This window comes from Streptomyces sp. LaBMicrA B280, assembly GCF_049222185.1.
GTDB classification, from domain to species: domain Bacteria; phylum Actinomycetota; class Actinomycetes; order Streptomycetales; family Streptomycetaceae; genus Streptomyces; species Streptomyces murinus.
The window spans coordinates 172,324-195,676 of the sequence record NZ_JBMJCT010000001.1; the positions used below are offsets into that span (position 1 = coordinate 172,324).

The following is a 23,353-nucleotide window of genomic DNA, read 5'->3' on the forward strand; positions in this document are numbered from 1 at the left end:
TCAGACCCTAACCGGCGCCGATGCGGGCCCCTCCGCGCCGTCCGCCTCCGCCGGGCCCGCGGACACCTGGTGCCGCGGATAGGCCAAGGAGAGCAGCGCCACGGCACCCATCGCGATCGCCGCGCCCGCGAACGCCCAGGGGACGGCGTGGGCGTAGTCGTGCCGTACGGCGTCGAGGAACTGGCGGCGCACCGCCGGGGGCAGCTCGGCCGGCCCGCTGCCGCCGCCCGCGCCGGTCCCGCCGACCCGGGCGACGGCCGCCCGCGCCGGTCCCGCCGACCCGGGCGACGGCGGCCCGGGCCTCGGCCGCGCTCGCCCCCAGCCCGGTGAACGAGTGGATGAGCCGCGCGGTCAGCCGGTTCGTCACCACGGTGGTGAGCACCGCGATGCCGAGGGCGCCGCCGAGGTTGCGCAAGGTCTGCGAGACCGCGGTGACCTCGCCGTACGAGGCGCCGATCGAGCGGTTGACCGCATCGGTGGACGCGGCGCTCAGCATGAAGCCGATCCCGGCGCCCGCCAGCATGATGGGCAGCGTCTGGCCGTTGACGAAGGCGCCCGGCCGGTCCGGGATCGTCGTCGCGGCGCGCGCGAGCCACAGGAAACCGGCCGCGCCCGCGAGGCCACCGATCAGATAGACGCCCCGCGCGCCGGACCGGTCGAAGCGGCGCGAGCCGACCTGGGCGGCGACGACGAAGCCGATGAAGAACTTCAGGAACAGCAGACCGGTCTGGGTCGCGCCGAGCCCGAGGGCGACCTGGCCGTACACGCTGAGGAAGAAGAACGTGGCGAGGAACGCCGCCGCCGCGAAGAACATGGCCAGGCCCGAAACGGCGAACCCGCGGTCGCGCAGCACCCGCGGGTTCATCAGCGGCTCGCGGGTGCGCGACTCCACCACGGCGAACAGGACGACGAGCAGCGCCCCCGCCACCAGGCTGCCGATGACCCCGGCGCTCGCCCAGCCCCAGGAGCCGGCCTGCTGGAGGCCGAAGACGAGGAGGCCGAGGCCCGCGGCGATGACGAGCGCGCCCGGGACGTCGACGCGCTCGCGCCGCCGCTCCCCCGGGCGCGCCGTAAGGGCGACGACGGCGAACGAGACGATCGTCAGCGGCACGTTCACCCAGAACACGCTGCGCCAGGTCCACTGGGTGAGGTATCCACCGGCGATGGGGCCGATGGCGGTCATCGCACCGGTGATGCCGAAGAAGGTGGCCATGGCCTTGGCCCTGCCCTCCCGCGGAAAGCCCCGCACGACGATGCCGATGGCCGCGGGGAACATCAGGGCGCCCGCGACGCCCTGGAGGGCCCGCGCGGCGATGAGCCAGGTGGCGGCCCAGTCGCCGACGGGCGCGAGACCGCACAGCAGGGAGGTCGCGCCGAAGGACGCGATACCGATCAGCGCCATCCGCTTGTGCCCGACGACGTCGGCGAGCCTGCCGCCGAGCAGGAAGCACGCGGCCGTCGCCACGAGGTACACGTTGACGGCCCACTGCATGGCGTCGTGGGTGAGGGCGAGATCGGTCTCGACGGTCGGCGCGCAGAGCGCGACGATCGTCTGGTCGATCGTGGTCATCGAGACGGCGATGATGAGACCGACGAGAGCGGGCCGGCCGCCTTCGCCGCTCGGTGTGGTGGACATGGGACTGCTCCCTGAACCGGAGACCTGGACGCTCCTCACCCTGCCGCGCGCCCCCGCGGCCCGGTACCGATGACCGGCCGGACCTCGTGTCCTCCGGTCGGAGGACACGGCCGCCCCCGGTCAGCCCGGCTGCGCCCCCAGCGTCCGCGCGATCGAGGCGATGCTCCCCGGGCCCACCCGGCAGCAGCCACCGATCAGCCGGGCGCCGCCGGTGCGCCAGGAGGTGACCTGGGCGGGGGTGAAGGTGCTGGGGCCGGTCCAGGTGCGGGCGTCGGGCTGCCAGGACTCGCCGCTGTTGGGGTAGACCACGACCGGCTTGCCGGTGACGCGGGCGGCGAGTTCGACGGCGGGGGCCGCGTCCTTCGGGGCGCAGCAGTTCACGCCCACCGCGATGATCTCGTCCGCGTCGGCCGCGAGCGCGAAGGCCCGCTCCAGGGGCTGCCCGGCCCGGGTGCGGGGGCCGTCGATCGTGTACGACAGCCAGGCCGGAACCCCGAGGCCGCGCACCGCCCGCAGCAGCGCGCGGGCCTCGTCGGTGTCGGGGACGGTCTCCAGGGCCAGGACGTCCGGCGCGGCGGCGGCCAGCGCTTCGAGCCGGGGCCGGTGGAAACGCTCCAGTTCGGCCACGTCGAGCCCGTAGCGGCCCCGGTACTCGGAGCCGTCCGCGAGCATCGCGCCGTACGGTCCCGCCGAGGCCGCCACCCACAACGGGCGCTCCACGCCCGCCTCCTGGGCCCGCCGGGCCGCGTCCTTGGCCAGCCGGACGCTCAGCGAGAGCAGGCGTTGCGCCGCCGGGCGGTCGATGCCGCGCCGGGCGAAGCCCTCGAAGGTGGCCTGGTAGCTGGCGGTGATCGCCACGCTCGCGCCCGCCAGGTAGTAGGCGAGATGCGCCTCGGTGATCGCCTCCGGCCGCTCGGCGAGCAGCCGCGCGGACCACAGCTCGTCGCTCAGGTCGTGCCCGGCGGACTCCAGCTGGTTGGACAGCCCGCCGTCGAGTACGACCGTCCCGGCGGCGAGGGCCGCGGCGAGGGCGGGGGTGGAAGCGTTGCCGGTCATACCGGTGACGCTAGTCCACCGGGAGGGGGAGCGGCGGGGGGTGTCCAGGGGGTGGGCAGGACACCGGGGACCCGCGCACGTTTCGGTCCGCGCCGAAGGGACCCGGGGCTAGCGTGGCCGTATGACCGCAGACCTCAGGGGAATCTCCTTCGCCGCGCTGCACCGCCCCGGCAAGCCGCTGCTGCTGCCCAACGCCTGGGACCATGCCTCGGCCGCCGCCCTGGCCGCCCGCGGCTTCCCCGCGATCGCCACGTCGAGCCTCGCGGTGGCGGCGGGCGTCGGGCTGCCCGACGGGGCGGCGGCGACCCGGGAGCACACGGTGCGGCTCGCCCTGACCCTCGGCTCCGAGCCGTACCACCTGTCCGTGGACGCCGAGGACGGCTTCAGCGACGACCCGGCGGAAGTGGCGCGGCTGGCCACGGAGTTGTGGGCCGTCGGCGTGGCCGGCCTCAATCTGGAGGACGGGCTCGGGGCGAGCGACCTGCTCGCCGCGAAGATCCACGCCGTCAAGGCCGCCGTACCGGGGATGTTCGTCAACGCCCGCACCGACACGTACTGGTCGGGGGACGGCGACGAGCGGGACACCCTCCGCCGTCTCGACGCCTATCAACGGGCGGGCGCCGACGGCGTGTTCGTGCCCGGCCTCACCGACCCGGCCCGCATCGCCGGTCTGGTACGGCACCTCGGCGTCCCCCTCAACATCCTCCACTCGCCCGCCGGGCCCACCGTCCCCCGCCTCGCCGAGCTGGGTGTGGCCCGGATCAGCCTCGGTTCCCTGCTGTACCGCAGGGCGCTGGGCGCGGCCCTGGACGCCATGGACGACATCGCCGCCGGCCGGACGCCGGGCGGCACCACCCCCTCCTACGACGAGGTGTGCGCGCTGGAGCGCAGCGTCTCGGTCAGCAGGTCGGCGAACTCCCCCGGATGATCCAGCGCGCCCAGGTGCCCGCCGGGGAACTCGGTGAACGCCGCGCCCAGCCGCCCGGCCGTGAACTCGGTCGTACGGTGCAGGAGTTGACCGCGTGAGCCGGTGCCCGCGACCAGTGTGAGCCGAGCGGCCGCATCCGACGCGGGGACCGGTGTGTACGCGGTGAACGGATGCAGCACCCGGGCCAGGAACACCCCCATCGGGGTCGCCGACACGCCCTCGGCGGGCGGCCGTTCGCCGCCGTCCAGCTGTCCGAGCAGCTCGGCGCGCCGCTCCGCCCCGTCCGGCAGCACGGTGACACAGGGCGGCTCGTGCGCGACCACATGCGTCAGCCGCGCCGGATGCCGGGCGAGCAGATCGAGCACCGCGATCCCGCCCGAGCTGGTCCCGAACGCGTACGCCGACTCGCCCTCGGGCAGCACCGCCGCCAGTACCCGGTGCGCCCCCTCGCTCCAGTCCGCCACCCGCTGCTCCGGCACCGGCAGGCCGAGCCGGCCATGGGCGAGGCCCAGCGGGTCGTACGTCACCACGGTGAACCGCGCGGCCAGTGCCCCGATCAGCGGCCCGAGCCCCATCGGATGCCCGGCGCCGCCCGGCAGCAGCAACAGCACCGGGCCCTCGCCCGTGCTGTCGTAGTGATCGCGCTCGTCGTCCGCCGTGCCGGTCATCGCTGGTCCTCTCCGGGTCCGGCGCCCGAGGTCCGGGCGCCGATCGTCCTGACCGGCCGACCGTACGCGCCGCCCCGCCCCGAAGCCTCCGAATTACGCGGCGCCCGGATCGGGGGCGAAGACGAAGGCGAACTCGGCCGGTTCCGCGCGCAGTTGATGGCGGGGGAGCGGGCCGGGGCCGCAGGACTGGGAGCCGAGGCCGTGCTGCGCGTGATCCAGGTTGACCCAGACCGTGTCGCCCGGCACCAGATCGGTGCGGTGGGTGGCGGCGTCCAGCTGCTCCGTGGTCCAGCGGCGGGCCGTCAGGAGGAACACCGGATCGCCCTCGATGCGCAGACCGCCCAGCTCCGCCCAGCGGACGTCGATCCGGGCGCCGTTCTCCTGCGGGCGGACGTACGGCGTCTGGAGACCGGCCACCGTCGACTCCCAACGCCCGGCCAGAGCGGCCGACTTGCTGTCCGGATACGCCTCCCCGGGGCCGCCGCCGAACCATCGCACCCGGTCGGTCGCGGGCGCGGGCAGCCCGAGGCGGATGCCGAGCCGGGGGAGCGGCAGCGTCCAGTCGCCCTCCGGTACGACGCGCACGGCCAGCCGCAGCCGGTCCCCGTCCGCCGTCCAGCGGTACACCGTCGAAAGCCCCAACTCCCGTCCGGCGGGCGCCACTCGGCTGCGGACCGTCAGCGCGTCGCCGCCCGCCTGAACCGCGTCCAGGCGGTGCCGCATCCGGTGCAGGCCGAGCCCGCGCCACAGGGGTCCGCAGCGCGGGTCGTCCTGCCAGGCGGCGCCCTCGTCGTTGTCGGTGGTGGCCCGCCACACGTCCAGCCGGAGACCGGTGACGGGCACGGCGCCGACCGCCGTCAGGGCGCCGGTGCGCGCGTCGAAGGTGCCGGGGCCCAGGGTGAACGCGCCCTCGGTGGAGCGGAGTCGGGCGGTCGCCGGGACCCGCGGGGGCGTGCGGTCCGAGACCCGGAACTGTCCCCACGCGACGACATGCCCCCGCTCCGCCCACGGGGTGTCGGCCGCGAGCGCCGCCCTGACCAGCCAGTGCGCCTCCCCGTCCGGCGCCTCGGCCGGAGGCGCGGGCAGTTTGACCTCCGCCGAGCAGCCGGGCGCGAGGGCGGGCACCGGCAGGGGGCCGGAGGCCAGCGTCTCCCCGTCCACCTGGTACGACCACGAGAAGGTGAGCGCCGACAGATCGGCGACGTCGTACCCGTTGGTCACCCGGACCGCCCCGGGCGTACCGCCGCCCGTGATGCCGACCGGCTCCAGCACCTTCTTGTACTCGGCCAGTGCGGGGGAGGGCCGCCGGTCGGGGAAGACCAGCCCGTCGCAGACGAAGTTCCCGTCGTGCAACTCCTCCCCGAAGTCGCCGCCGTAGGCGAAACCCAGCTCCGGATGCGCGATGCCGTGATCGATCCACTCCCAGACGAAGCCGCCCTGGAGCCGCTCGTACGACGCGAACAGCCGCTGGTAGTCGGCGAGTCCACCGGGGCCGTTGCCCATGGCGTGCGCGTACTCGCACAGCAGGAAGGGGAGCCGGCGCCTGCGCGCCGGGCCCCCGTCCAGGTGCCGGCCGATCCGCTCCACCTCCGCGTGTCCGGCGTACATCCGTGAGTACACGTCCGTGTCACGGCAGTCGCGGTCGCCCTCGTAGTGCAGCGGGCGGGCGGGGTCGCGGGCGCGGATCCACTCGGCCATCGCGGTCAGGCCCCGGCCCGTGCCGGCCTCGTTGCCCAGCGACCACAGGACGACCGACGGATGGTTCTTGTCCCGCTCGACCATGCGGGCCGCCCGGTCCAGCAGGGCCGGGGTCCAGCGGTCGTCGTCGACGGGGTTGTCCCGCCAGCCCGCTTCGGTGAAACCGTGGGTCTCCAGATCGCATTCGTCGATCACCCACAGGCCGTACGCGTCGCACAGGTCGAGGAACGCCGGATGCGGCGGATAGTGGGAGGTGCGTACGGCGTTGATGTTGTGCCGCTTCATCAGCAGCACGTCCGCGCGCATGGCCGCGAGGTCCAGCGCCCGGCCCCGCTCCGGATGCCACTCGTGCCGGTTGACGCCCTTGAACAGCACCGGCCGCCCATTGACCTCGATCAGACCGTCCGCCACCTCCACCGTGCGGAAGCCGATCCGCAGCGGCACCCGTTCCCCGCCGGTGGCCAGCACCCCGCCGTACAGCCGGGGCACCTCCGCCGACCAGGGCCGCACCGGCACGGTCACCGCCTCCCCGGTCGGGACGTCGATGCCGAGTTCCGCGACCGTGACCCGGCCCTCGGTGTCCGAGTCGACGCGCAGGGTGCCGGTGCCCGTGCGGTGGTCGTACGCGGCGTGCACGAAGAAGTCCCGTACGCCGTCGGCGGGTTGGTGCAGCAGGGTGACATCGCGGAAGATGCCGGGCAGCCACCACTGGTCCTGGTCCTCCAGATAGGAGCCCGCCGACCACTGGTGGACCCGTACGGCGAGCACATTGCCGGTGGCCTTCAACAGGGGCCCGACCGCGAACTCGTGGGCCAGCCGGGACCCTTTGAACGTGCCCAGCTCCGTGCCGTTCAGCCAGACCCGGGCGCAGGACTCCACCCCGTCGAAGCGCAGCACCGCCCCGTCGCCGTCGCCGTGCGGCCAGTCCCCGGGGAGGTCGAAGACCCGCAGATGGTCGCCGGTCGGGTTCTCGGTCGGCACGCGCGGCGGATCGACCGGGAACGGGTAGCGGTGGTTGGTGTAGATCGGGGAGCCATGGCCCTGGAGGACCCAGTGCCCCGGGACCGCGATCTCGGCCCACCCGGCGGCGTCGTACCCCTCCCGCGCGAAGGCCTCGGCCTCGGCCGTCGGCGACAGCCGGAAGCGCCAGGAGCCGTTCAGCGAGAGGGACTTGGCGTCGGAGGACGGGTACCAGGCACGGGGCGGCAGCGCTCCGGAGCCGGGGGACACGTCCTCGACGTACTCGGTGGCGGTGTCGTTGCCGGGGGTGGAGTCGACGGACATCGGTCTCCGATCTGGTGCCCCACCCGACGCGGGGGCCGGGTCAGCCGGGAGGGATGCTCACGCGAGGCTAGGCACGGCGCCCGGCCCCCGGCAAGGGGGCCGGGGAGCGGCGTCAGTCGTCCAGGACGTCCGCGACGAACGCGTTGGTGAACGTGCCCGTCGGATCCAGGGACCGCGCGAGCGCCCGGAAGTCGTCGAGGCGTTCGTATCGCCCCCGCAGCACCGCCGACGGCATGGCGAACACCTTCCCCCAGTGCGGACGCGGCTCGAACGGCTCCAGCGCCTCCTCCAGGCCCCGCACCACGGGCCCCACGGCCGCCTCGTCGGGCACCCAGGTGAAGTGCAGCGCCACCGAGTCCCGCGCGTGCGCCGGGCTGAGCCACTGCGGATCGGCGGCGACCGTGCGCACCTCACAGGTCTGGAGCACCTCCGCGACGCTCTCCCGGATCCCCTCGACCGCGTTCAGCGCGCCGATCGCCGCCGCGCGCGGCACCAGGTACTCCGACTGGATCTCCTCACCGCTGCTCGGCGTGAACTCCGCCCGGAAATGCGGCAGTCGCTCGTGCCAGGGCCCCGCCACGCCCAGCTGCTCGGTGCAGTTGACCGCGGGCATCCCCGGCACCGGATGCATCGGCCCCGCCGCCGGTGCCGCCCAGGGGAAGTCCACCGCCGGCCGGTCCGTGCGCCGCTTGACCCACACCTGCCGGAAGCCCGCGTCCCGCCAGTCCGTGAACAGGCTGACGCTGTACGCCGATCCGGCGACCGCCTCGAACTCCAGCCCCTCAAGCGGCAGTTCGGTGTACACCCGCTGCTCCACCTCGAAGGCCGGTTCGAGGTCGAGGGTGAGCGCGACGACCACGCCCAGCGCGCCCAGCGAGGTCACCGCGCCGTCGAAGCGGGCGTCGCCCCGGGCGATCGTCACCGTCGTACCGTCCGCGACCACCAGCTCCACCTCCCGCACCGCGGCGGCCAGCGGAGGGTTGGCCGGGCCCGAGCCATGGGTGCCGGTCGCCACCGAACCGGCCACCGAGATGTGCGGCAGCGACGCCATGTTGGGCAGCGCGAGACCGCGGGCGTGCACCGCGCGGGCCAGCTCGGCGTAGCGCACCCCGCCGAAGACCCGGACCGTGCGCGCCGCCGAGTCCACCTCGATCACCGGTGCCAGCCCGGCCGTCGACAGCAGCACACCGTCCGGGCCGGGGTCGGCGACCCGGTTGAAGGAGTGCCCGCTGCCCAGGACCCGCACCTTCGCCGCACCGGACACCAGGGCGCGCAGCGCGTCGAGCGACGCCGGGCGCCGGTACTCCCTCGCGTCGTAGGTGACGGTGCGGGCCCAGTTGGTGACGGTCTCCCTCATGCTGCCGCTCCTCTCGCCGGGGCGGCGGGTCCGTTGACCCTCTTCTCCGCCGCGCCCTACGGTAAGGAGGGCCGCGCCGCACCGAGCCCGGAGGGTCCGTCCTTGCCCGAGCGCCCGCAGGCCGTGCTCGCCATGGCGGCCGAGCACGTGCCGTACGTCTTCCCGCCCGACCTCCTCGCCCTGCTGCGCGCCCACCTGGACCTCGATCCCGGCCTGGTGGTCCAGGACTTCACCGAGCCCCGGGCGCGCGCGGCCCTCGCCCGCGCCGAGGTCCTCGTCACCGGCTGGGGCTGCCCCCGCCTGGACGCGGCCGCCCTGGACGGCGCCCCGAAGCTGCGCGCCGTGCTGCACGCGGCCGGATCGGTCAAGGGCTTCACCACCGCCGAGGTGTGGCGGCGCGGCATCCTCGTCTCCTCGGCCGCCGACGCCAACGCGCTGCCCGTCGCCGAGTACACCCTCGCCATGATCCTGCTCACCGGCAAGGACGTCTTCGCGCTGCGCGAGGACCTGCGCGCCCGCCGGGAGTTCCCGTACGGCGCGATCGTCCCCCGCCTCGGCAACCACGGCCGCCGGGTGGGCGTCGTCGGCGCCTCCCGCGTCGGCCGTCGGCTGATCGAACTGCTGCGCCCGCACGACCTCGCCGTCACCCTCGCCGACCCCACCCTGGACGCGGAGGCCGCCGGGCGTCTCGGGGTGCCGCTGCTGCCCCTGGACGACCTGCTGCGCACCAGCGACGTCGTCACCCTGCACGCCCCCGAGACCCCCGCGACCCGGCGGCTGATCGGCGCCCGGGAGCTGGCCCTGATGCCCACCGGGGCGGTGCTCCTCAACACCGCCCGCGGCTCCCTCGTCGACCAGGACGCGCTGGTCGACGAGGTGCGCACCGGGCGCCTGCGCGCCGTCCTGGACGTCACCGACCCCGAACCGCTGCCCGCCGACTCCCCGCTGTTCGATCTGCCGGGCGCCTTCGTCACCCCGCATCTGGCCGGTTCCCAGGGCAATGAGGTGGCCCGCCTCGGCCGGGTCGTGGTCGAGGAGGCCGCGCGGCTGGCGGCCGGCGCGGCCCCGCGCCACGCGGTCGACCCGGGGACGCTGGACCGGATGGCCTGAGGGGGCCCGGGAACGCGCCCGCGGGACCCGGCACCGCTCCGCCCGATCCGGGGGCATACGGTTGGGCGGTACACCTGAGCCGGGAGGAGACATACGGATGGGCACTCGCACCGCACTGGTCGAGGATCTGATGGAGCGCTTCCCGCACGTGCCGCGGGAAGCCGTCTTCAAGGAGGACCTGCTCCGCGGCGGTGTCGCCTTCGACAAATCCGCCCTCAGTGACAACGAGAGCGGGGACGTCAAGCCGAAGTCCTACTTCATCTTCTCCTTCGACCACGGCACCCTGCCCGAACTGGGCGAGGCCGCGCTGCGCCGGCCCCCGGAGGAGATCATCCTCACCGGCGGGCCGTACGACCTGCGCCGTACGGTTGTCTCCGTACGGGTGAACCCCGCCTCCCCCTACCGGGTCGCCGCCGACGACGAGGGGGTGCTCGGCCTCTACCTCGACGGCAAGCGCATCGCCGACGTCGGGGTGCCCCCGATGCCGGAGTACTACCGGCACACCCTCTCCAACGGGAAGTCCGTGATGGAGGTCGCGCCCACCATCCAGTGGGGTTACCTGATCTATCTGACCGTCTTCCGGGTCTGCCAGTACTTCGGCGCCAAGGAGGAGTGCCAGTACTGCGACATCAACCACAACTGGCGCCAGCACAAGGCGGCGGGGCGGCCGTACACGGGCGTCAAGGACGTGGAAGAGGTCCTGGAAGCCCTGGAGATCATCGACCGGTACGACACCCAGAAGGCGTCCACGGCCTACACGCTCACCGGCGGCGCCATCACCAAGACGGTCGCCGGGCGCGACGAGGCCGACTTCTACGGCCACTACGCCAAGGCCATCGAGGAGCGCTTCCCGGGCCGCTGGATCGGCAAGGTCGTCGCCCAGGCGCTGCCCCGGGACGACGTGCAGCGGTTCAAGGACTACGGCGTGCAGATCTACCACCCCAACTTCGAGGTGTGGGACCGCCGGCTGTTCGAGCTGTACTGCCCCGGCAAGGAGCGCTACGTCGGCCGCGACGAGTGGCACAAGCGGATCCTGGACTCCGCCGAGATCTTCGGCGCCCGCAATGTGATCCCCAACTTCGTGGCGGGCGTGGAGATGGCGGAGCCCTTCGGCTTCACCACCGTCGACGAGGCGATCGCGTCCACCACCGAGGGCCTGCGCTTCTTCATGTCGCACGGCATCACGCCCCGCTTCACCACCTGGTGCCCGGAGCCGACCACCCCGCTCGGCAAGGCCAACCCGCAGGGCGCGCCGCTGGAGTACCACATCCGGCTGCTCCAGGCCTACCGGCAGACGATGGAGGACTTCGGGCTGTCCTCCCCGCCCGGCTACGGCCCGCCCGGACCCGGCCACGCGGTCTTCTCGGTCAGCTCCTTCATGGACAGCCTGCCCGCGCGGGAGACGGCCGCGGAGGAGCCGGCCACGGCGTGAGCCGCCACCGTGCGTGACCGGACGCGCACGGGCCGCTTGTCAGCGGGGCCGGGCCCATGAAAGGCTCGGCTCCGCGAGGTTTATGACAACTCCGTCGTCCCTGTGGTGAGTTGACCTCGCCCGTGATGCAGGAGTTCCATGCCCGACCTGCCGACCCCTCAGGACGACGCCGAGGCCGCGCTGTTCTCGGAGTCCTGGGACGCGGTGCTCTCGTACGCCGCCCTGTGCGCCTCCGGTTCCGCCACCGCCCACCGGCTGGCCACCGAGGCGTTCACCCTCGGCATGCGCGAGGTCCGCGCGGCCGGGCGCACCCATGTGCGCGGCGCGGGCCGCCGCCCCGCCCGGCTGCCCACCGTTCCGGCCCTGCTCACCGCCGTGCCGGCTGCCCACCGTTCCGGCCCTGCTCACCGCCGTGCGCGCCATGGCCGCCGCCTGGTCGGCCGCGGGCCAGGGCCGGCTGCTCGCCCCCGGCCTGCCCCAGTGGCTGTCCTCGCCCGAGGCGTCCCGTCTCACCGGCTCGCCCCGCGCCCACCCACCGGCGCTGCGGGCCCTGCGCGACCTCGGGGGCACGGACGCCGCGCTGCTGTGGCTGGCCGAGGTGGAGGCCCTGCCGCTGCGCACGGCGGCGCACCGGCTCGGACTCGACCCGGCCACCGCCCGCGCCGAACTCGACCGGGTACGGGCGCTGTTCAGGGAGCGCTGGCGGCGCGCCCGGGGTGACGCCCCGGAGCCCGAGGCCGCCGGGCTGGCCGCCGTACTGGCGGGCGGGGTGCTCGGCTGGGGCGGGCTCGACTATCTGGAGCGGCGTCGGCGGACCGCCGAGGCACGGGCCGGGACCGGCCGGGCGGGGGAGCCCCCGAGGGGTGAACCCGAGGAGCGCACGGGGCTCTGGCGGCTGCTGCGCGGGGGCGGGATGTTCGCCACCGCCCTGCTGCTGTCGGCGCTGGCGCTGGGCGCCTCGCTGATGCCGCCCGGCGGTTCCGGCGCGGATTCCTTCACCGCCCGGGACGACACCGCCGCCACCCGCGACGACACCACGGCGCCCGACGACAGCGGCGCGTCCGGCGACAGCGGCACGTCCGACGACGGCGGCGCCCGGGGTGGCGCCCGCCCCACCACCGCGGGCTCCTCCCCGACCCCGACACCGACCCCGACCCCGACCCCGCCCCCGACGTCCGGGCGCGAGCCGACGCCCGAGCCGGTACCGAAGTCCGGGACCCCGCCGGTCTCCGCCCGGCCGTCCGCCGGTCCGGGCGGCCGGGGCTCCGGGCGCCCGAAGCCCGAGCCCGGCCCCGACTCCCCGCCCAGGGGCCTCTCCTCCCTGGTCCACGGCCCGGTGCGCCTCCCGGCCGCCCCGCCGTCCCCCTGCCGGATCGTCTACGACCTCGTCAGCCAGTGGTCCGGCGGCTTCCAGGCCACCGTCACCGTCACCACCGAGCGGGCCCTGGACGGCTGGCGGGTCGACTGGACCTTCCCGGACGGCCAGCGGATCGGCCGGGTGTGGGACGCCACCGTCCGGCAGAACGGCTCCCGGGTCACCGCCACCGCCGCCGGCTACGACCGGGCCGTACCGGCCCGCACCGCCGTGGCCTTCGGCTTCACCGGCACCTGGACGGACGCCGACCGCGCCCCGGACGCCTTCACGCTCAATGGCCTGCGCTGCGCGTAGCCCGCGCCGCGACCGCCCGCCCGCGGGCATTGGTCTCTACCTCACGAGCCGTCAACCGGCCCACCCCACCTGGACATATCACGAGTCGTGATCGTTCTCAGAGCGTATTGCGTCTTGGACGGCCCCGGGTCCGGTGCTGGACTGGATCCACGGCGGATCCCGGCCGAACCGGCCGCGGACCGTGCGCCATCGGCGCGACCTCGATCCAGGAGAACGCAATGCCTCTCATCCATGTGCAGCAGACCCCCGGCAAGACCGCCGAGCAGAAGGCCGAGCTGGTCCGCGAGCTGACCGACGCGTACGTCAAGGCCACCGGCAGCAAGCCGGAGAGCGTCTGGGTGACCGTCCAGGAGATCGGCACCGACAGCTGGTCCATCGCCGGTGAGACGCTCGCCGCCCGCGCCGCCAAGCGCTGAATCCGGGGCCGACACCCGAGCCGCCGTTCCCGGGCGCACATCCCCCGTTCCGCCCGGGAACGGCTTCCCCTTTCGGTCGACCCGAGCCTTGACCAAGGAAGTTGCCACGTGCCATGAAGTCCGCATCGACACGCACGCCCTACGCGCTGCTGCTCGCCGTCCTGTCCTCGCTGAACGCGGGCGGCCTGTTCGCCTCCGACATCAACCTGCCGGGCGTCCCGGCCACCGCGCACGCCTTCCACACCCCGGTCGCGTCGGTGCAGTGGACGTTCAGCGCCTTCATGATCGGCATCGCGGTCTCGCAGGCGGTCTACGGGCCCATATCCGACGCGTACGGCCGTAAGCGCGTCATCGTCTCCGGACTCGGCCTGTTCGTCCTCGCCTCCCTGGTGTGCGCCGCGGCGCCCACGGTCGAGGTGTTCGGCGCGAGCCGCCTCCTCCAGGCGCTGGGCGCCGGCTCGGGCATGGTGCTCGGCCGGGCCGTGATCAGCGACCTGTACGAGGAGAAGGACGCGGCCCGGATGTTCGCCACGGTCATGCCGATCGTCGGTGTCTCCCCGTCCGTCGCCCCGCTGATCGGCGGCTACCTGACGACGTACGTCTCCTGGCGCGCGCCCTTCGTGGTCACCGCGGTGATCGGCCTGGTGACCCTGGTCGCGATGATCACCGCGATCCCCGAGAGCCTGCCGCCGGAGCGCCGCAGCAAGCACCTGGGCGCCACCCTCAAGGGCTACCCGAAGCTGCTGTCCCGCCCGCTGTTCTGGGCCTACACGGTCAACCTGTGCGTGGCGTACGGCGGTTACTTCGGCTATCTGGCGGCCTCCCCGCTGGTGTTCGAGAAGATGCGGCTGGCCACCGAGACCACCAGCTACTGCTACATCACCGTCTCGCTCTCCTACGTCGCGGGCAACCTCACCTCGCGCGCCCTGGTCCGCACCCGGTCCGTCAACCGGCTGCTGTGGACGGGCCACGGGTTCTTCCTCGTCGGCGCGCTGATGATGCTGGGCCTCGGACTCAGCGGGGCCGGTGGCCGCTGGGGTCTGCTGGTGCTGGTCTTCATGCCGGTGATGACGTTCGGCAACGGCTTCCTGCTGCCGCTGTCGATGAGCGCGGGCGTCACCACGTTCCGCTCGACCGCCGGTTCGGCCTCCGGCCTGATGGGCGCGCTCCAGCTGCTCTCCGCCTCGCTGGGCATCTATCTGTCCAGCCGGTTGCCCGCCGGTGACCTGTTCGCCCTCGGCTGGTTCGTGCTGATCGCCGCGGTGCTGGGCATCTGCGCCTTCGCCTTCTTCCTCTCGCTCGCCTCCCGTACGACGGCGCCCGCGCCCGCACCGGTGCAGGGCGGCGGGGAGCACCCCGCCGACCGCCCGGTCGCCGACCTCCAGGAAGCCGCCCTGGAATAAGGCCACCCGAGGCCGTACGACCCCTGACAGCGGCACCCGCACGGCGCTGACGCGCGTACGGGTGCCGCTGTCAGGTGTGCGAGGATTCCTCTGCGGCGACCCCGAGGTCTGTATTGATCTATTCATCAATATAGGTGTGTTGAGCTTCCATCACAGGGCCGCCCGTCGAGGATTGGGGGGTCCTGTGGAACTGCGCCAGATCCAGTACTTCGTCGCCGTCGCGGAGGAACTGCATTTCGGCAGGGCCGCCCAGCGGCTGCACATCGGCCAGCCCGCGGTCAGCCAGCAGGTGCGCCGACTGGAACGCGAGCTGCGCACCCAGCTCTTCGACCGCTCCAGCCGCACGGTCACCCTCACCCCGGCCGGGCAGGCCCTGCTGCCCGAGGGCCGGTCGCTGCTGAAGGCGCTGGACTCCTTCGCCGCCAAGGCCCAGCGGCTGGCCGCCCAGAAGGACGCCACCTTCCGCGTCGGGATCAGCTCCGCCCTCGGCGAGCGCCTGGACGACTTCCTGGACGCGCTGCCCGACTCCGGATCCGGCAACCGCTTCGAGTTCCAGACCCTCGGCGCCCACCACCGCCTGGAGGAGGTACGGGCGGGCAGGCTGGACGCCGCCTTCGTCCGCGGTGTGGAGAGCGCCCCCGGCCTGCGGCTGCTCACCCTCTGGTACGACCCCCTGGTGGCCGCCCTGCCCGCCGCGCACCCGCTGTCCGGCCGCACCAGCCTGAACCTCGCCGACCTGGCGGGAGTTCCGCTGCGTATCGCCTCCCGCGCCGAGAACCCGGCGCTGTACGACGCCGTCGTGGCCGCCTGCCGCAAGGCCGGTTTCGAACCCACCTACGGCGCGCCCTTCACGGGATTCCAGGACACCCTCGCCGAGATCGGCGCGAGCGGTGACGGCTGGACCCTGATGTACCCGACGGCGGCCGACACGGTCTCCTCGCGCCGGATCGCGCTGCTCCCGCTGGACGGTGAGCCCATCACCATGCGCATGTTCCTCGCGCTGCCGGAGAACGCGGACCCGATGCGGCTGGAACTGCTCACCGAGACGGCGGCGCGGGTCCGCCACAAGACCATGGGGACTTCCTGACCGACCCCGTTCCACACGTACGGCGCCCCGGAAGAGACCCTGACCTCGGTCCCTTCCGGGGCGCCGGCACCCGGTCGGCCCGGCCGTCCTACAGGGCGAGCATCCGCAGCGGCGCGTCCCGCACGACCTCCGTGATCCGGCCCTCGTCGAGACCGGCCTTCTCGAACCAGTCCCGGCTGTGCGTCGTCCACTCCCCGATGTCCATCTGGGAGGTCTGCCCCAGATCGGAGCTGTAGAGGGCGCGCGGCACCTTGGCGAGGACGGCGGCGAAGTCGTCCCAGTCCTGGTAGCCCAGCAGGTACGTCAGCGCGGTCTGCTCCGCGTACACCTGCTGCGCCGAGGCGATGTCCAGCAGATCGGCGCAGCTCAGACCGGTCATCGGGTTGGCCGGCTGATTGAGCATCAGCCGCGGCACATCGAGCCGTACCGCCTCCTCGACCAGCAGGGCCACCTCGCGGCCGTCGGCGTGCCCGGTGGAGACCACGATCGGCAGGTCCCGGGCCATCCGCAGGATCTCCCGCACCTCCGCCCTGAGCGCGCCGTCCCCGTCCGTGACGGTGAGCGGACGCAGCCCGTCCCGGGCCAGCAGCGGATGCGCCGGGGTACGGGACAGCCGGCTCTTGTGGGTCCGCCCGGTCACCGTCGGCAGATGGACGATCAGGCGCAGCCCGCTGTCCTCGCCGTGCTGCACCACGGCCTGCTCCACCGCCCGGGTGTCCAGGCCGCCCGCGATGTCGTTGAGCACGATCGAACCGGAGACCGGCAGGCCCTGCTGACGGGCCTCCCACGCCTGGGCCGCGGTGGAGCCCAGATGGTTCTTCAGGACCACCCAGCCACCGAGCCGGGCGTACTGATCGCCGGCCGTGGCCGCGGTGTGCCGTCGTACATAGGCGTCGGGGCCGACGTGGTAGTGGACGTCCACGAACGCCGCCCGTTCGGCGGTGGCCGCGGTCGTGGGCTCAGGCGTCATCGTCGCCCTTGTCCTCCCAGGGGCGCGCGTAGCCGTAGCGGGCCCGCGCCTCGTCCAGCCGGGTGCCGTCCGCGGCTGCCTCCTTGATGCGCCGCTCGGTCCGCTCGACCGCCTCGGCGCGCCGGACGACCTCGGCGACCAGGTCGGCGGGGATGCGCAGGGCCCCGTTGTCGTCCGCGAACACCAGGTCGCCGGGGCGGACCACGGTGCCCTCGATGTCCAGGTCGGCACCGGTGCTTTCGAGCACCGCCCGGTTCTTGGCGCTGACCATGGTGACGGCGGTGCTGAACAGCGGATACCCGGCCTCGCGGGTCTCCCGTACGTCGCGCACGGCACCGTGCACCACGCTGCCCGCGATCCCCCGGCGCAGCGCCACCGAGGTGAGCAGGGAACCCCAGTTGGTGCAGGCGCCGGTGCCGCCGTTGTCCGCGACCACGACCGAGCCGGGCGGCACGTCGTCGATGTAGTTGGCGGCGTTGTGGAACGCGCCGTCGTCCTCGATGGGCCGGTAGCGCACGGTGAACGCGGGTCCGAAGGCCACACCGCCGGGTGTGCGGGCGGCGATGCCGGGCAGCACGCACGGCGCGGCCCGCAGGCTGTCCATCGCGTCGGAGAGGGCGGCCGTGTCCAGCCGGGCCAGGCGCGCGCGCAGCTCGCCGTCGAGCAGCGGGTCGGCGGATACGGTGGTCATGCGGTCTCCTCCACGAGCCGGCGGGCGATGGTCCAGGCGGCGAACTGGGCGGCGTACGCGAGGACTTCGGGACCCCGGTTGGGGACGGTCAGCTCGCCGGTATGCTCCCGCGCCCCGTCGTGCAGCGTGCACAGCAGGCGGACGGTGCCGGTGTGGTCCTGCGGACCGCCGCCGGCCCAGTCCGCGTCCAGCGTCACGGACAGCCGCGCGGACGGCTCCCGGTCCTCGGCCGGCCGCCGCTCGGCGGCCAGCTCGGCCGCGAACCGGCCGCCGGTGACCCGGTCCTCGGCCGCCAGGGCCAGTGAGCGGGTGTCCAGCAGCTCCGCGAGCTCCTGGACGGCGGTGCGCTCCCGGTCGGTGACGACATACGCGCCGAGCGCGTCGTCCAGCCGCTTCGCCAGCTCCGCCGCGCTCTGTGGCGGGCAGTCGATCCGGATGTCCACGTAGGGGTAGTGCCAGCGGTAGGCGGGCCTGACCCGCAGCCCCAGGTCCCGCACCAGGGCGTCCACCGCGGCGGCGGCGTCCGCCTCGATGACCCCGAGGGTACGGCGGAACACCGTGTCGACGGGCTCCGGTTCGGGGAGGTGGGCGAGGCCGTCGCGCAGGAAGGCGTCGAGCATCGGCAGGCACTCGCGCGGCGGGCCGGGGAGCATCACCACGGTGGTGCCCTGTACGTCGAGGCGGCAGCCCCAGGCGGTGCCGTTGGTGTTGGGCAGCAGCTCGGCGCCCTCGGGGAACTGCCCCTGGCGGCGGTTGTCCTCGTGGACGGCGACCCCGAAGCGGGTGAGCCGCTCCACGACGCCCCGCCATGCCTCCTCGCGGTGCTCCAGCGGACGGCCGACCGCACGGGCCACCCCGACCCGGGTCACATCGTCCGAGGTGGGGCCGAGCCCGCCCATCACCACGACCACGTCGTCGCGGCCGAGGCAGGAGCGCACGGCGTCCGCGATCGCCGCCTCGTCGTCGCCGACGGTGTGCCGGATGCGGACCGGTACGGCGCGGGCGGCCAGCCTGCGGGAGGCCTCGCCCGCGTTGCTGTCCTCCAGGACGGCCCGCAGCAGCTCGTCCCCGACGGTGACGACGGCCGCGGTGTGGGCCCGCGGCACGGCACCGCAGGCGTCAAGGACGGCCGCGGCGCACTCGGTGGTGGTCGCCGTGCCGCCCAGGTCGTACGTCACCCGGTCCCGGCGGCGCGTCACATGCGCGACCGCGTCCCGCACCTGGCCCGCGGCCGCCCCGAAGCCGAGGTGTTCGAGGAGCAGGCCGACGGTCAGGAAGGCGGCGAGCGGGTTGGCCCGGCCGGTCCCGGCGAGCGCGGGGGCGCTGCCGTGCACCGGCTCGAAGTAGTTGCCGTTCGCCCCGATGTTGGCGCTGGGCGCGAGCCCGAGCCCGCCCATCACACCGCCGCCGAGGTCGGACAGGATGTCGCCGAACATGTTCTCGGCGACGATGACCCCGAAGCGCTCCGGGCGGCGTGCCATCCACAGTGCGACGGCGTCCACATTCAGGATCTCGTACTCGATCTCCGGGTAGTCCGCGGCGATCTCCTCAAGACGCTCGCGGGCGTAGGCGCTGCTGCGCCGCAGGACGTTCGGCTTGTCGGCGAGGGTGACCCGGGGGTGCCCGTGGGCGCGGGCGTGCTCGAAGGCGTAGCGCAGGATGCGGTCGAGGCCGTGCCGGGTGAGCATCCGCACGCTCGCGGTGGTGTCCTCGCGGCCGCTGATCCGGGCGTTGGGGTGGTCGGCGAGGAGCGGCCACATCTCCTCGGGCACCCGGTCCCAGTCGAGGCCCGCGTACAGGCCCTCGGTGTTCTCGCGCACCACGCAGAAGCGGTACGGGGTGCCGCCCAGGTAGTTCTCGACCGGCCGGAGGTTGGCGAACAGGTCGAGGCGCTGGCGCAGTTGGATGATCGGCGAGATGTACTGCGGGGCCCGCTCACGCAGGTGCGGTGCCAGGTCGGCCAGGGCCTCGCGGCCCGGCTTGCTGGTGGTGGCGCCGAGCAGCACCGCGTCGCTGCGGCCGATCAGGTCCCAGGTGCGCTGTGGCACCGGGGTGCCCTCGGTGCGCCAGAACTCCCAGCCGATGTCGCCGTGTTCGAGGGTGAGGGGCAGCCCGAGGGCGTCGATCACCGGGAGGGCCGCATCGAGTACCTCGGGGCCGATGCCATCGCCGGGAAGTACTGCGACGGTCTTACTGGTCATGGATCCTCTTCTTCTGCTGTGGTGCCAGGAACGCGGCGACGGCCCGCCGGGTGGCCTCCGGCCGGTCGGCGTGGGGGCGCATGCCCGCCCCCGCAATGCCGACGCTGCGGTGCCCGGGGCCGGTTGCGAGGTGCTGCCTGCCCACGAGGTTCGACTCGGTGCCGTAGATGTGCAACAGCCTGCCGGGGAACGCCTCGACGGGGCCTCGGACATCGGCGCGGCGCAGCAGGCGCAGACCGGTGGCCAGGCGCCAGCCGTACAGCGGGTCGTCGGCGGTGTCCATGCCCTGCCCGCTGTCCGAGGCCGTCGCGGGCGCGGGGTCCGCCGGGCCGCGGACCACCTCGTGCAGCAGGTCGAGCGCGGCGGCCGTACCCCGCTCGGCCACCGCCGCCGCGATGCGCTCCAGGGTCGCGTCGAGCACCCCGTCGGCGAGGGTGGGGGAGGACAGCAGGACGACATCGGCCCGATGCGTCCAGGGCCGGTCGAGGAGCCGCTGGACGACGGCGCCGCCCAGGGCGTTGCCCACCAGGACGTCGGGCTCCTCGGCGCGCAGGACCCCCGCCCACCGGTCGGCGAGGGCCGCGAGGTCGTCCCCGTCGCGCAGCAGCGACAGGGTGTCGTACACCGTCACCCGGTGACCGGTCGTCACCAGCGCCTCGGCGACGGGCTCGAAGAAGGCCCCCCGGTCCCAGCGGGCCATGACGGGCGCGAGCACACAGGCGGTGCGGGGCGCGCCCGCCTCGCCCAGCCGCACGGCGACCGGGGCCCGCGGCGGGGTCGTCGTGGCCGGCGAGATCATGCCGCGACCACCGGTCCGGTCAGCTCGCGCGCGGCGCTGAAGGCGGCGCCCATGTGGTCCACGGGCAGCTTGGCGCGCTCCTCGACGGAGAGGTCGAAGTGGCCGAGGACCAGGTCGGGCAGCGGCAGCGAGGGTCTCGCCTCGGCGATCTCGGACTCCATGCGGTGCGCGAGGGTGAGGATCCGCCCGAGGTCGTACCGGTCGGTGCGCCCGGCGCGGCCCAGGTAGGCCAGCCACTGCTCGGTGATCAGGTTGCCGGGGCCCTTGCCCATGCCGAGGACCGAGGAGTCGATCCAGGTGGCGCCCGCGTCGACCGCCGCGATGGAGTTGGCCAGCGCCAGGCCCAGGTTGTTGTGCGCGTGCAGGCCGATCTCGGAGCGGGTCACCGAACGCACCAGGGTGACCAGGCGGGAGACCTCGTCCGGCAGCAGGCTGCCGTTGGAGTCCGCCAGATAGATCACGTCCGCGCCCGCGTCCTCGGACATCGCCGAGAGCTCGACGAGGCGCCGCCGGTCGAGCTGGCTGACGCGGGTGATGTTCACGGTGGTGGTGAAGCCGAGGTCCGCCGCCTTGCGGAGCACGGCGAGACCGGGCTCGGGCGTCGTGGACGGCAGGCAGAACCGTACGAGCCGCACGCCGGCCTCGAACATCTGGGTGAGGTCCTCGTCCTCGATGTTCTTCGGGTGCAGGATCATGCAGATCCGCTCGGGCGGTATGACTTCGGCCATGGCGCGTATGTACTCGTCGGCGCCCATGCCCGTCAGCCCCAGGCCCGGCTTGGGCTGGAAGGATCCCTTGCGGTATCCGATCTCAACCCACTCGATACCGGCCGCGACGCTCTCCCGGGCGTGCTCCAGGGCGTATTCGAGGGTGAAGCCGAAGTTGTTGCGGTATCCCCCGTCTCGCAGCGTCACATCGAGATTGGTGACCATGTCTCCTCCGTTGACTGTCCGAGGTGGCGGCTGGGAGGGTGAGAAAGGTGGTTCTTATCGTGCACCGCAGCGAAAAATCGGTGTCAACAAATAAGTGACACATGGTGGCGATTTCCCCCGTCCCCCGTCGCCCTGATCGATGCATTCAAGAATGCCGAATGAAACCGGAATTCCTTTGGGGTGCAGCTGATGCGTAGTCACTTCGCCGGCCAAGACCCCTGAAGGCGGAATGGATGCTAGCGGTGTCGGCGCGGGAAGTGCAAGGTGAAGGTGGCCGTGGGCGGCCACTCGCAGATTGCGCCGAATTAGCTGAAGAAATTTACTTTCCATATACCGTTGCTGTGGGGGCTGTTTGGCCTGCGTGGTCCTTCGCGCATCAAGTGCAGCATCGGCGCGCGAGCCGTCCAAGACTCAATTCGAACTGGTATCGATCATGATCGGTGATGATTCGAGGTGGCTGCCGTCCTGGCATACTCACCGGACTCGCCCGCGAAACCGAACGTTCAAATTCGTGTTACAGGGTCGCGGTCGACAGCGTTGTCATTCAAGAGGTGCGGGGGAGTATCGGTGATTGCCGGTGCCGCCCCGGCGACTTCGCCCACCCGGCCGCGCCCCGCGAGCGCCGTGGCCCGCCGCCCCGCCCCGCTTCGGCCGGGCGCCGGGCGAGCCGTTAATCGGTGGCCCGCGCGGCCGTCGGGGCCCTAGGGTGGGAACCACTTCGTGAGGCGGCCGTCGGCCGCCGCCGACGACGAGCGAGTGCGGAAGAGGAGGTGTCGACGATGGCTGTCACCGTGCCGGGCGCTGCCCGCATCCAGGAACTCCCCGAGTCCACCTCCGTGGCCACCGGCTGACCCGAGCGCGTCGCAGACGACCGCTCCCGTCCGGGGCCACCCCTTGAAGGGTCTCCCTTGACTTCCAGCTCCGCTGTGTACTCCGCCCTGGCCCCCTACGGCTGGGACGACGACTGGGCCGACGCGTTCGGCCCCTACGCCTCCGAAGGGCTGCTGCCCGGCCGGGTGGTGCGGGTCGACCGCGGTCAGTGCGACGTGGTGACCGCGGGCGGCGCCGTCCGCGCCGACACCGCGTTCGTCACCCCCCACGACCCCCTGCGGGTCGTCTGCACCGGCGACTGGGTCGCCGTCGAGGCGGGCGGCAACCCCCGGTACGTCCGGGCGTATCTGCCGCGCCGCACCGCCTTCGTGCGGTCCACCTCCTCCAAGCGGTCCGACGGACAGATCCTCGCGGCCAACGTCGACCACGCCGTCGTCGCCGTGTCCCTCGCCGTCGACCTCGACCTCGGCCGCGTCGAACGCTTCCTCGCCCTCGCGTGGGAGTCCGGGGCGCAGCCCGTGGTCGTGCTCACCAAGGCCGACCTGGTGACCGATCCGGTCACCCTGGCCCACCTCGCGCAGGACGTCGAGAACACCGCGCCCGGCGTGCCCGTGGTCGCCGCCAGCGCGCACACCGGCGACGGCCTCGACGTCCTGCGCGCCCTCGTCGGCGACGGCACCTCGGTGCTGCTCGGCCAGTCCGGCGCGGGCAAGTCCACGCTGGCCAACGCGCTGATCGGCGAGGACGTGATGGACGTCCGGGCCGCCCGGGACGTCGACGGCAAGGGCCGGCACACCACCACCACCCGCAATCTGCTCGCCCTGCCCGGCGGCGGGGTCCTGATCGACACCCCGGGGCTGCGCGGGGTCGGCCTGTACGACGCCGAGAGCGGAGTCGGACAGGTGTTCGCCGAGATCGAGGAACTGGCCGAGCGGTGCCGCTTCCACGACTGCGCCCACGAGAGCGAACCGGGCTGCGCGGTGCGCGCCGCGGTGGACGCCGGGGAACTGCCCGTCCGCCGCCTGGAGAGCTACCGCAAACTGGTCCGCGAGAACCAGTGGATCGTGGCCAAGACGGACGCCCGCCTGCGCGCCGAGATCCGCCGCGACTGGAAGCGCAAGGGCGCCGAGGGCCGCGCCGCGATGCAGGCCAAGCGGGGCCGCTGGACGTGACGGCCGCGGAGGG

The 23,353-nt window shown here is 73.5% G+C and carries 19 protein-coding genes; 8 read left to right on the forward strand and 11 right to left on the reverse strand.

Features of this window, described 5'->3' with window-relative positions:
- Positions 1–7: 7 nt before the first annotated feature.
- A complete protein-coding gene (locus ACLF5H_RS00785; RefSeq protein WP_421674116.1) occupies positions 8–1,636 on the reverse strand; it encodes an MFS transporter in 1,629 nt (542 codons plus the stop codon).
- Positions 1,637–1,756: 120 nt separating this feature from the next.
- Positions 1,757–2,692 (reverse strand): homocysteine S-methyltransferase, encoded by a 936-nt coding sequence (mmuM, locus tag ACLF5H_RS00790; protein WP_421674117.1) that lies wholly within the window; start codon positions 2,690–2,692, stop codon positions 1,757–1,759.
- Between the two features lie 121 nt (positions 2,693–2,813).
- On the opposite strand from mmuM, the gene ACLF5H_RS00795 reads away from it, so the two are divergent.
- Positions 2,814–3,620: an isocitrate lyase/PEP mutase family protein gene (locus ACLF5H_RS00795; protein WP_421674118.1), complete on the forward strand. Its 807-nt coding sequence runs from the start codon at positions 2,814–2,816 to the stop codon at positions 3,618–3,620.
- Here ACLF5H_RS00795 and ACLF5H_RS00800 read toward each other — a convergent pair.
- From ACLF5H_RS00800 to ACLF5H_RS00810, 3 genes are all read right to left on the reverse strand, one after another.
- A complete protein-coding gene (locus ACLF5H_RS00800) occupies positions 3,554–4,288 on the reverse strand; it encodes an alpha/beta fold hydrolase (RefSeq protein WP_421674119.1) in 735 nt (244 codons plus the stop codon). The two genes, ACLF5H_RS00795 and ACLF5H_RS00800, sit on opposite strands and share 67 nt — an antisense overlap.
- A gap of 93 nt (positions 4,289–4,381) precedes the next feature.
- On the reverse strand, positions 4,382–7,270 hold the full coding sequence (locus ACLF5H_RS00805; protein WP_421674120.1) for a glycoside hydrolase family 2 TIM barrel-domain containing protein: 2,889 nt from the start codon (positions 7,268–7,270) through the stop codon (positions 4,382–4,384).
- Between the two features lie 112 nt (positions 7,271–7,382).
- Positions 7,383–8,627, reverse strand: coding sequence for an FAD-binding protein (locus ACLF5H_RS00810; RefSeq protein WP_421674121.1), 1,245 nt, complete (start codon positions 8,625–8,627; stop codon positions 7,383–7,385).
- 102 nt (positions 8,628–8,729) lie between these two features.
- On the opposite strand from ACLF5H_RS00810, the gene ACLF5H_RS00815 reads away from it, so the two are divergent.
- Both ACLF5H_RS00815 and ACLF5H_RS00820 read left to right on the forward strand, forming a co-directional pair.
- A complete protein-coding gene (locus ACLF5H_RS00815) occupies positions 8,730–9,737 on the forward strand; it encodes a hydroxyacid dehydrogenase (RefSeq protein ID WP_421674122.1) in 1,008 nt (335 codons plus the stop codon).
- A 97-nt stretch (positions 9,738–9,834) separates the two neighbouring features.
- Positions 9,835–11,169 (forward strand): radical SAM protein, encoded by a 1,335-nt coding sequence (locus ACLF5H_RS00820; protein ID WP_421674123.1) that lies wholly within the window; start codon positions 9,835–9,837, stop codon positions 11,167–11,169.
- 158 nt (positions 11,170–11,327) lie between these two features.
- Here the strand turns inward: ACLF5H_RS00820 and ACLF5H_RS00825 are convergent, their stop codons facing one another.
- Positions 11,328–11,453, reverse strand: coding sequence for a hypothetical protein (locus tag ACLF5H_RS00825; RefSeq protein WP_421674124.1), 126 nt, complete (start codon positions 11,451–11,453; stop codon positions 11,328–11,330).
- A 29-nt stretch (positions 11,454–11,482) separates the two neighbouring features.
- Between ACLF5H_RS00825 and ACLF5H_RS00830 the strand changes: the two genes are divergently transcribed.
- The 4 genes from ACLF5H_RS00830 to ACLF5H_RS00845 all read left to right on the forward strand — a co-directional run bounded on the left by ACLF5H_RS00830 (position 11,483) and on the right by ACLF5H_RS00845 (position 15,744).
- Positions 11,483–12,838 carry a cellulose binding domain-containing protein gene (locus tag ACLF5H_RS00830; protein ID WP_421674125.1) on the forward strand — a complete coding sequence of 452 codons (1,356 nt, stop codon included), beginning with the start codon at positions 11,483–11,485 and terminating at the stop codon, positions 12,836–12,838.
- Between the two features lie 218 nt (positions 12,839–13,056).
- Positions 13,057–13,254, forward strand: a complete 198-nt coding sequence (locus tag ACLF5H_RS00835; protein WP_031050342.1) for a tautomerase family protein — start codon at positions 13,057–13,059, stop codon at positions 13,252–13,254.
- A 113-nt stretch (positions 13,255–13,367) separates the two neighbouring features.
- A complete protein-coding gene (locus tag ACLF5H_RS00840; protein WP_421674126.1) occupies positions 13,368–14,657 on the forward strand; it encodes a multidrug effflux MFS transporter in 1,290 nt (429 codons plus the stop codon).
- Between the two features lie 184 nt (positions 14,658–14,841).
- Complete coding sequence (locus ACLF5H_RS00845) at positions 14,842–15,744, forward strand: LysR family transcriptional regulator (RefSeq protein ID WP_421674127.1); 903 nt, start codon at positions 14,842–14,844, stop codon at positions 15,742–15,744.
- An 88-nt stretch (positions 15,745–15,832) separates the two neighbouring features.
- Here the strand turns inward: ACLF5H_RS00845 and ACLF5H_RS00850 are convergent, their stop codons facing one another.
- Genes ACLF5H_RS00850 through ACLF5H_RS00870 form a run of 5 tightly spaced genes read right to left on the reverse strand, consistent with a single transcriptional unit; the run spans position 15,833 to position 21,337 of the window.
- The gene (locus ACLF5H_RS00850) at positions 15,833–16,714 is read right to left on the reverse strand and encodes a DUF6282 family protein (protein ID WP_421674128.1); all 882 of its coding nucleotides are present in this window, start codon (positions 16,712–16,714) and stop codon (positions 15,833–15,835) included.
- Positions 16,704–17,405: an RraA family protein gene (locus ACLF5H_RS00855; RefSeq protein ID WP_421674129.1), complete on the reverse strand. Its 702-nt coding sequence runs from the start codon at positions 17,403–17,405 to the stop codon at positions 16,704–16,706. Before ACLF5H_RS00855 ends, ACLF5H_RS00850 begins: the two co-directional genes overlap by 11 nt.
- Positions 17,402–19,606: an isocitrate/isopropylmalate family dehydrogenase gene (locus ACLF5H_RS00860; protein WP_421674130.1), complete on the reverse strand. Its 2,205-nt coding sequence runs from the start codon at positions 19,604–19,606 to the stop codon at positions 17,402–17,404. Before ACLF5H_RS00860 ends, ACLF5H_RS00855 begins: the two co-directional genes overlap by 4 nt.
- Positions 19,596–20,405, reverse strand: coding sequence for an alpha/beta fold hydrolase (locus ACLF5H_RS00865; RefSeq protein WP_421674131.1), 810 nt, complete (start codon positions 20,403–20,405; stop codon positions 19,596–19,598). Before ACLF5H_RS00865 ends, ACLF5H_RS00860 begins: the two co-directional genes overlap by 11 nt.
- Complete coding sequence (locus tag ACLF5H_RS00870) at positions 20,402–21,337, reverse strand: hypothetical protein (protein WP_421674132.1); 936 nt, start codon at positions 21,335–21,337, stop codon at positions 20,402–20,404. The genes ACLF5H_RS00865 and ACLF5H_RS00870 overlap by 4 nt, the downstream gene beginning before the upstream one ends.
- A gap of 908 nt (positions 21,338–22,245) precedes the next feature.
- Between ACLF5H_RS00870 and rsgA the strand changes: the two genes are divergently transcribed.
- Positions 22,246–23,340, forward strand: coding sequence for a ribosome small subunit-dependent GTPase A (rsgA, locus tag ACLF5H_RS00875; RefSeq protein WP_421674133.1), 1,095 nt, complete (start codon positions 22,246–22,248; stop codon positions 23,338–23,340).
- The last annotated feature ends 13 nt before the right edge of the window (positions 23,341–23,353 follow it).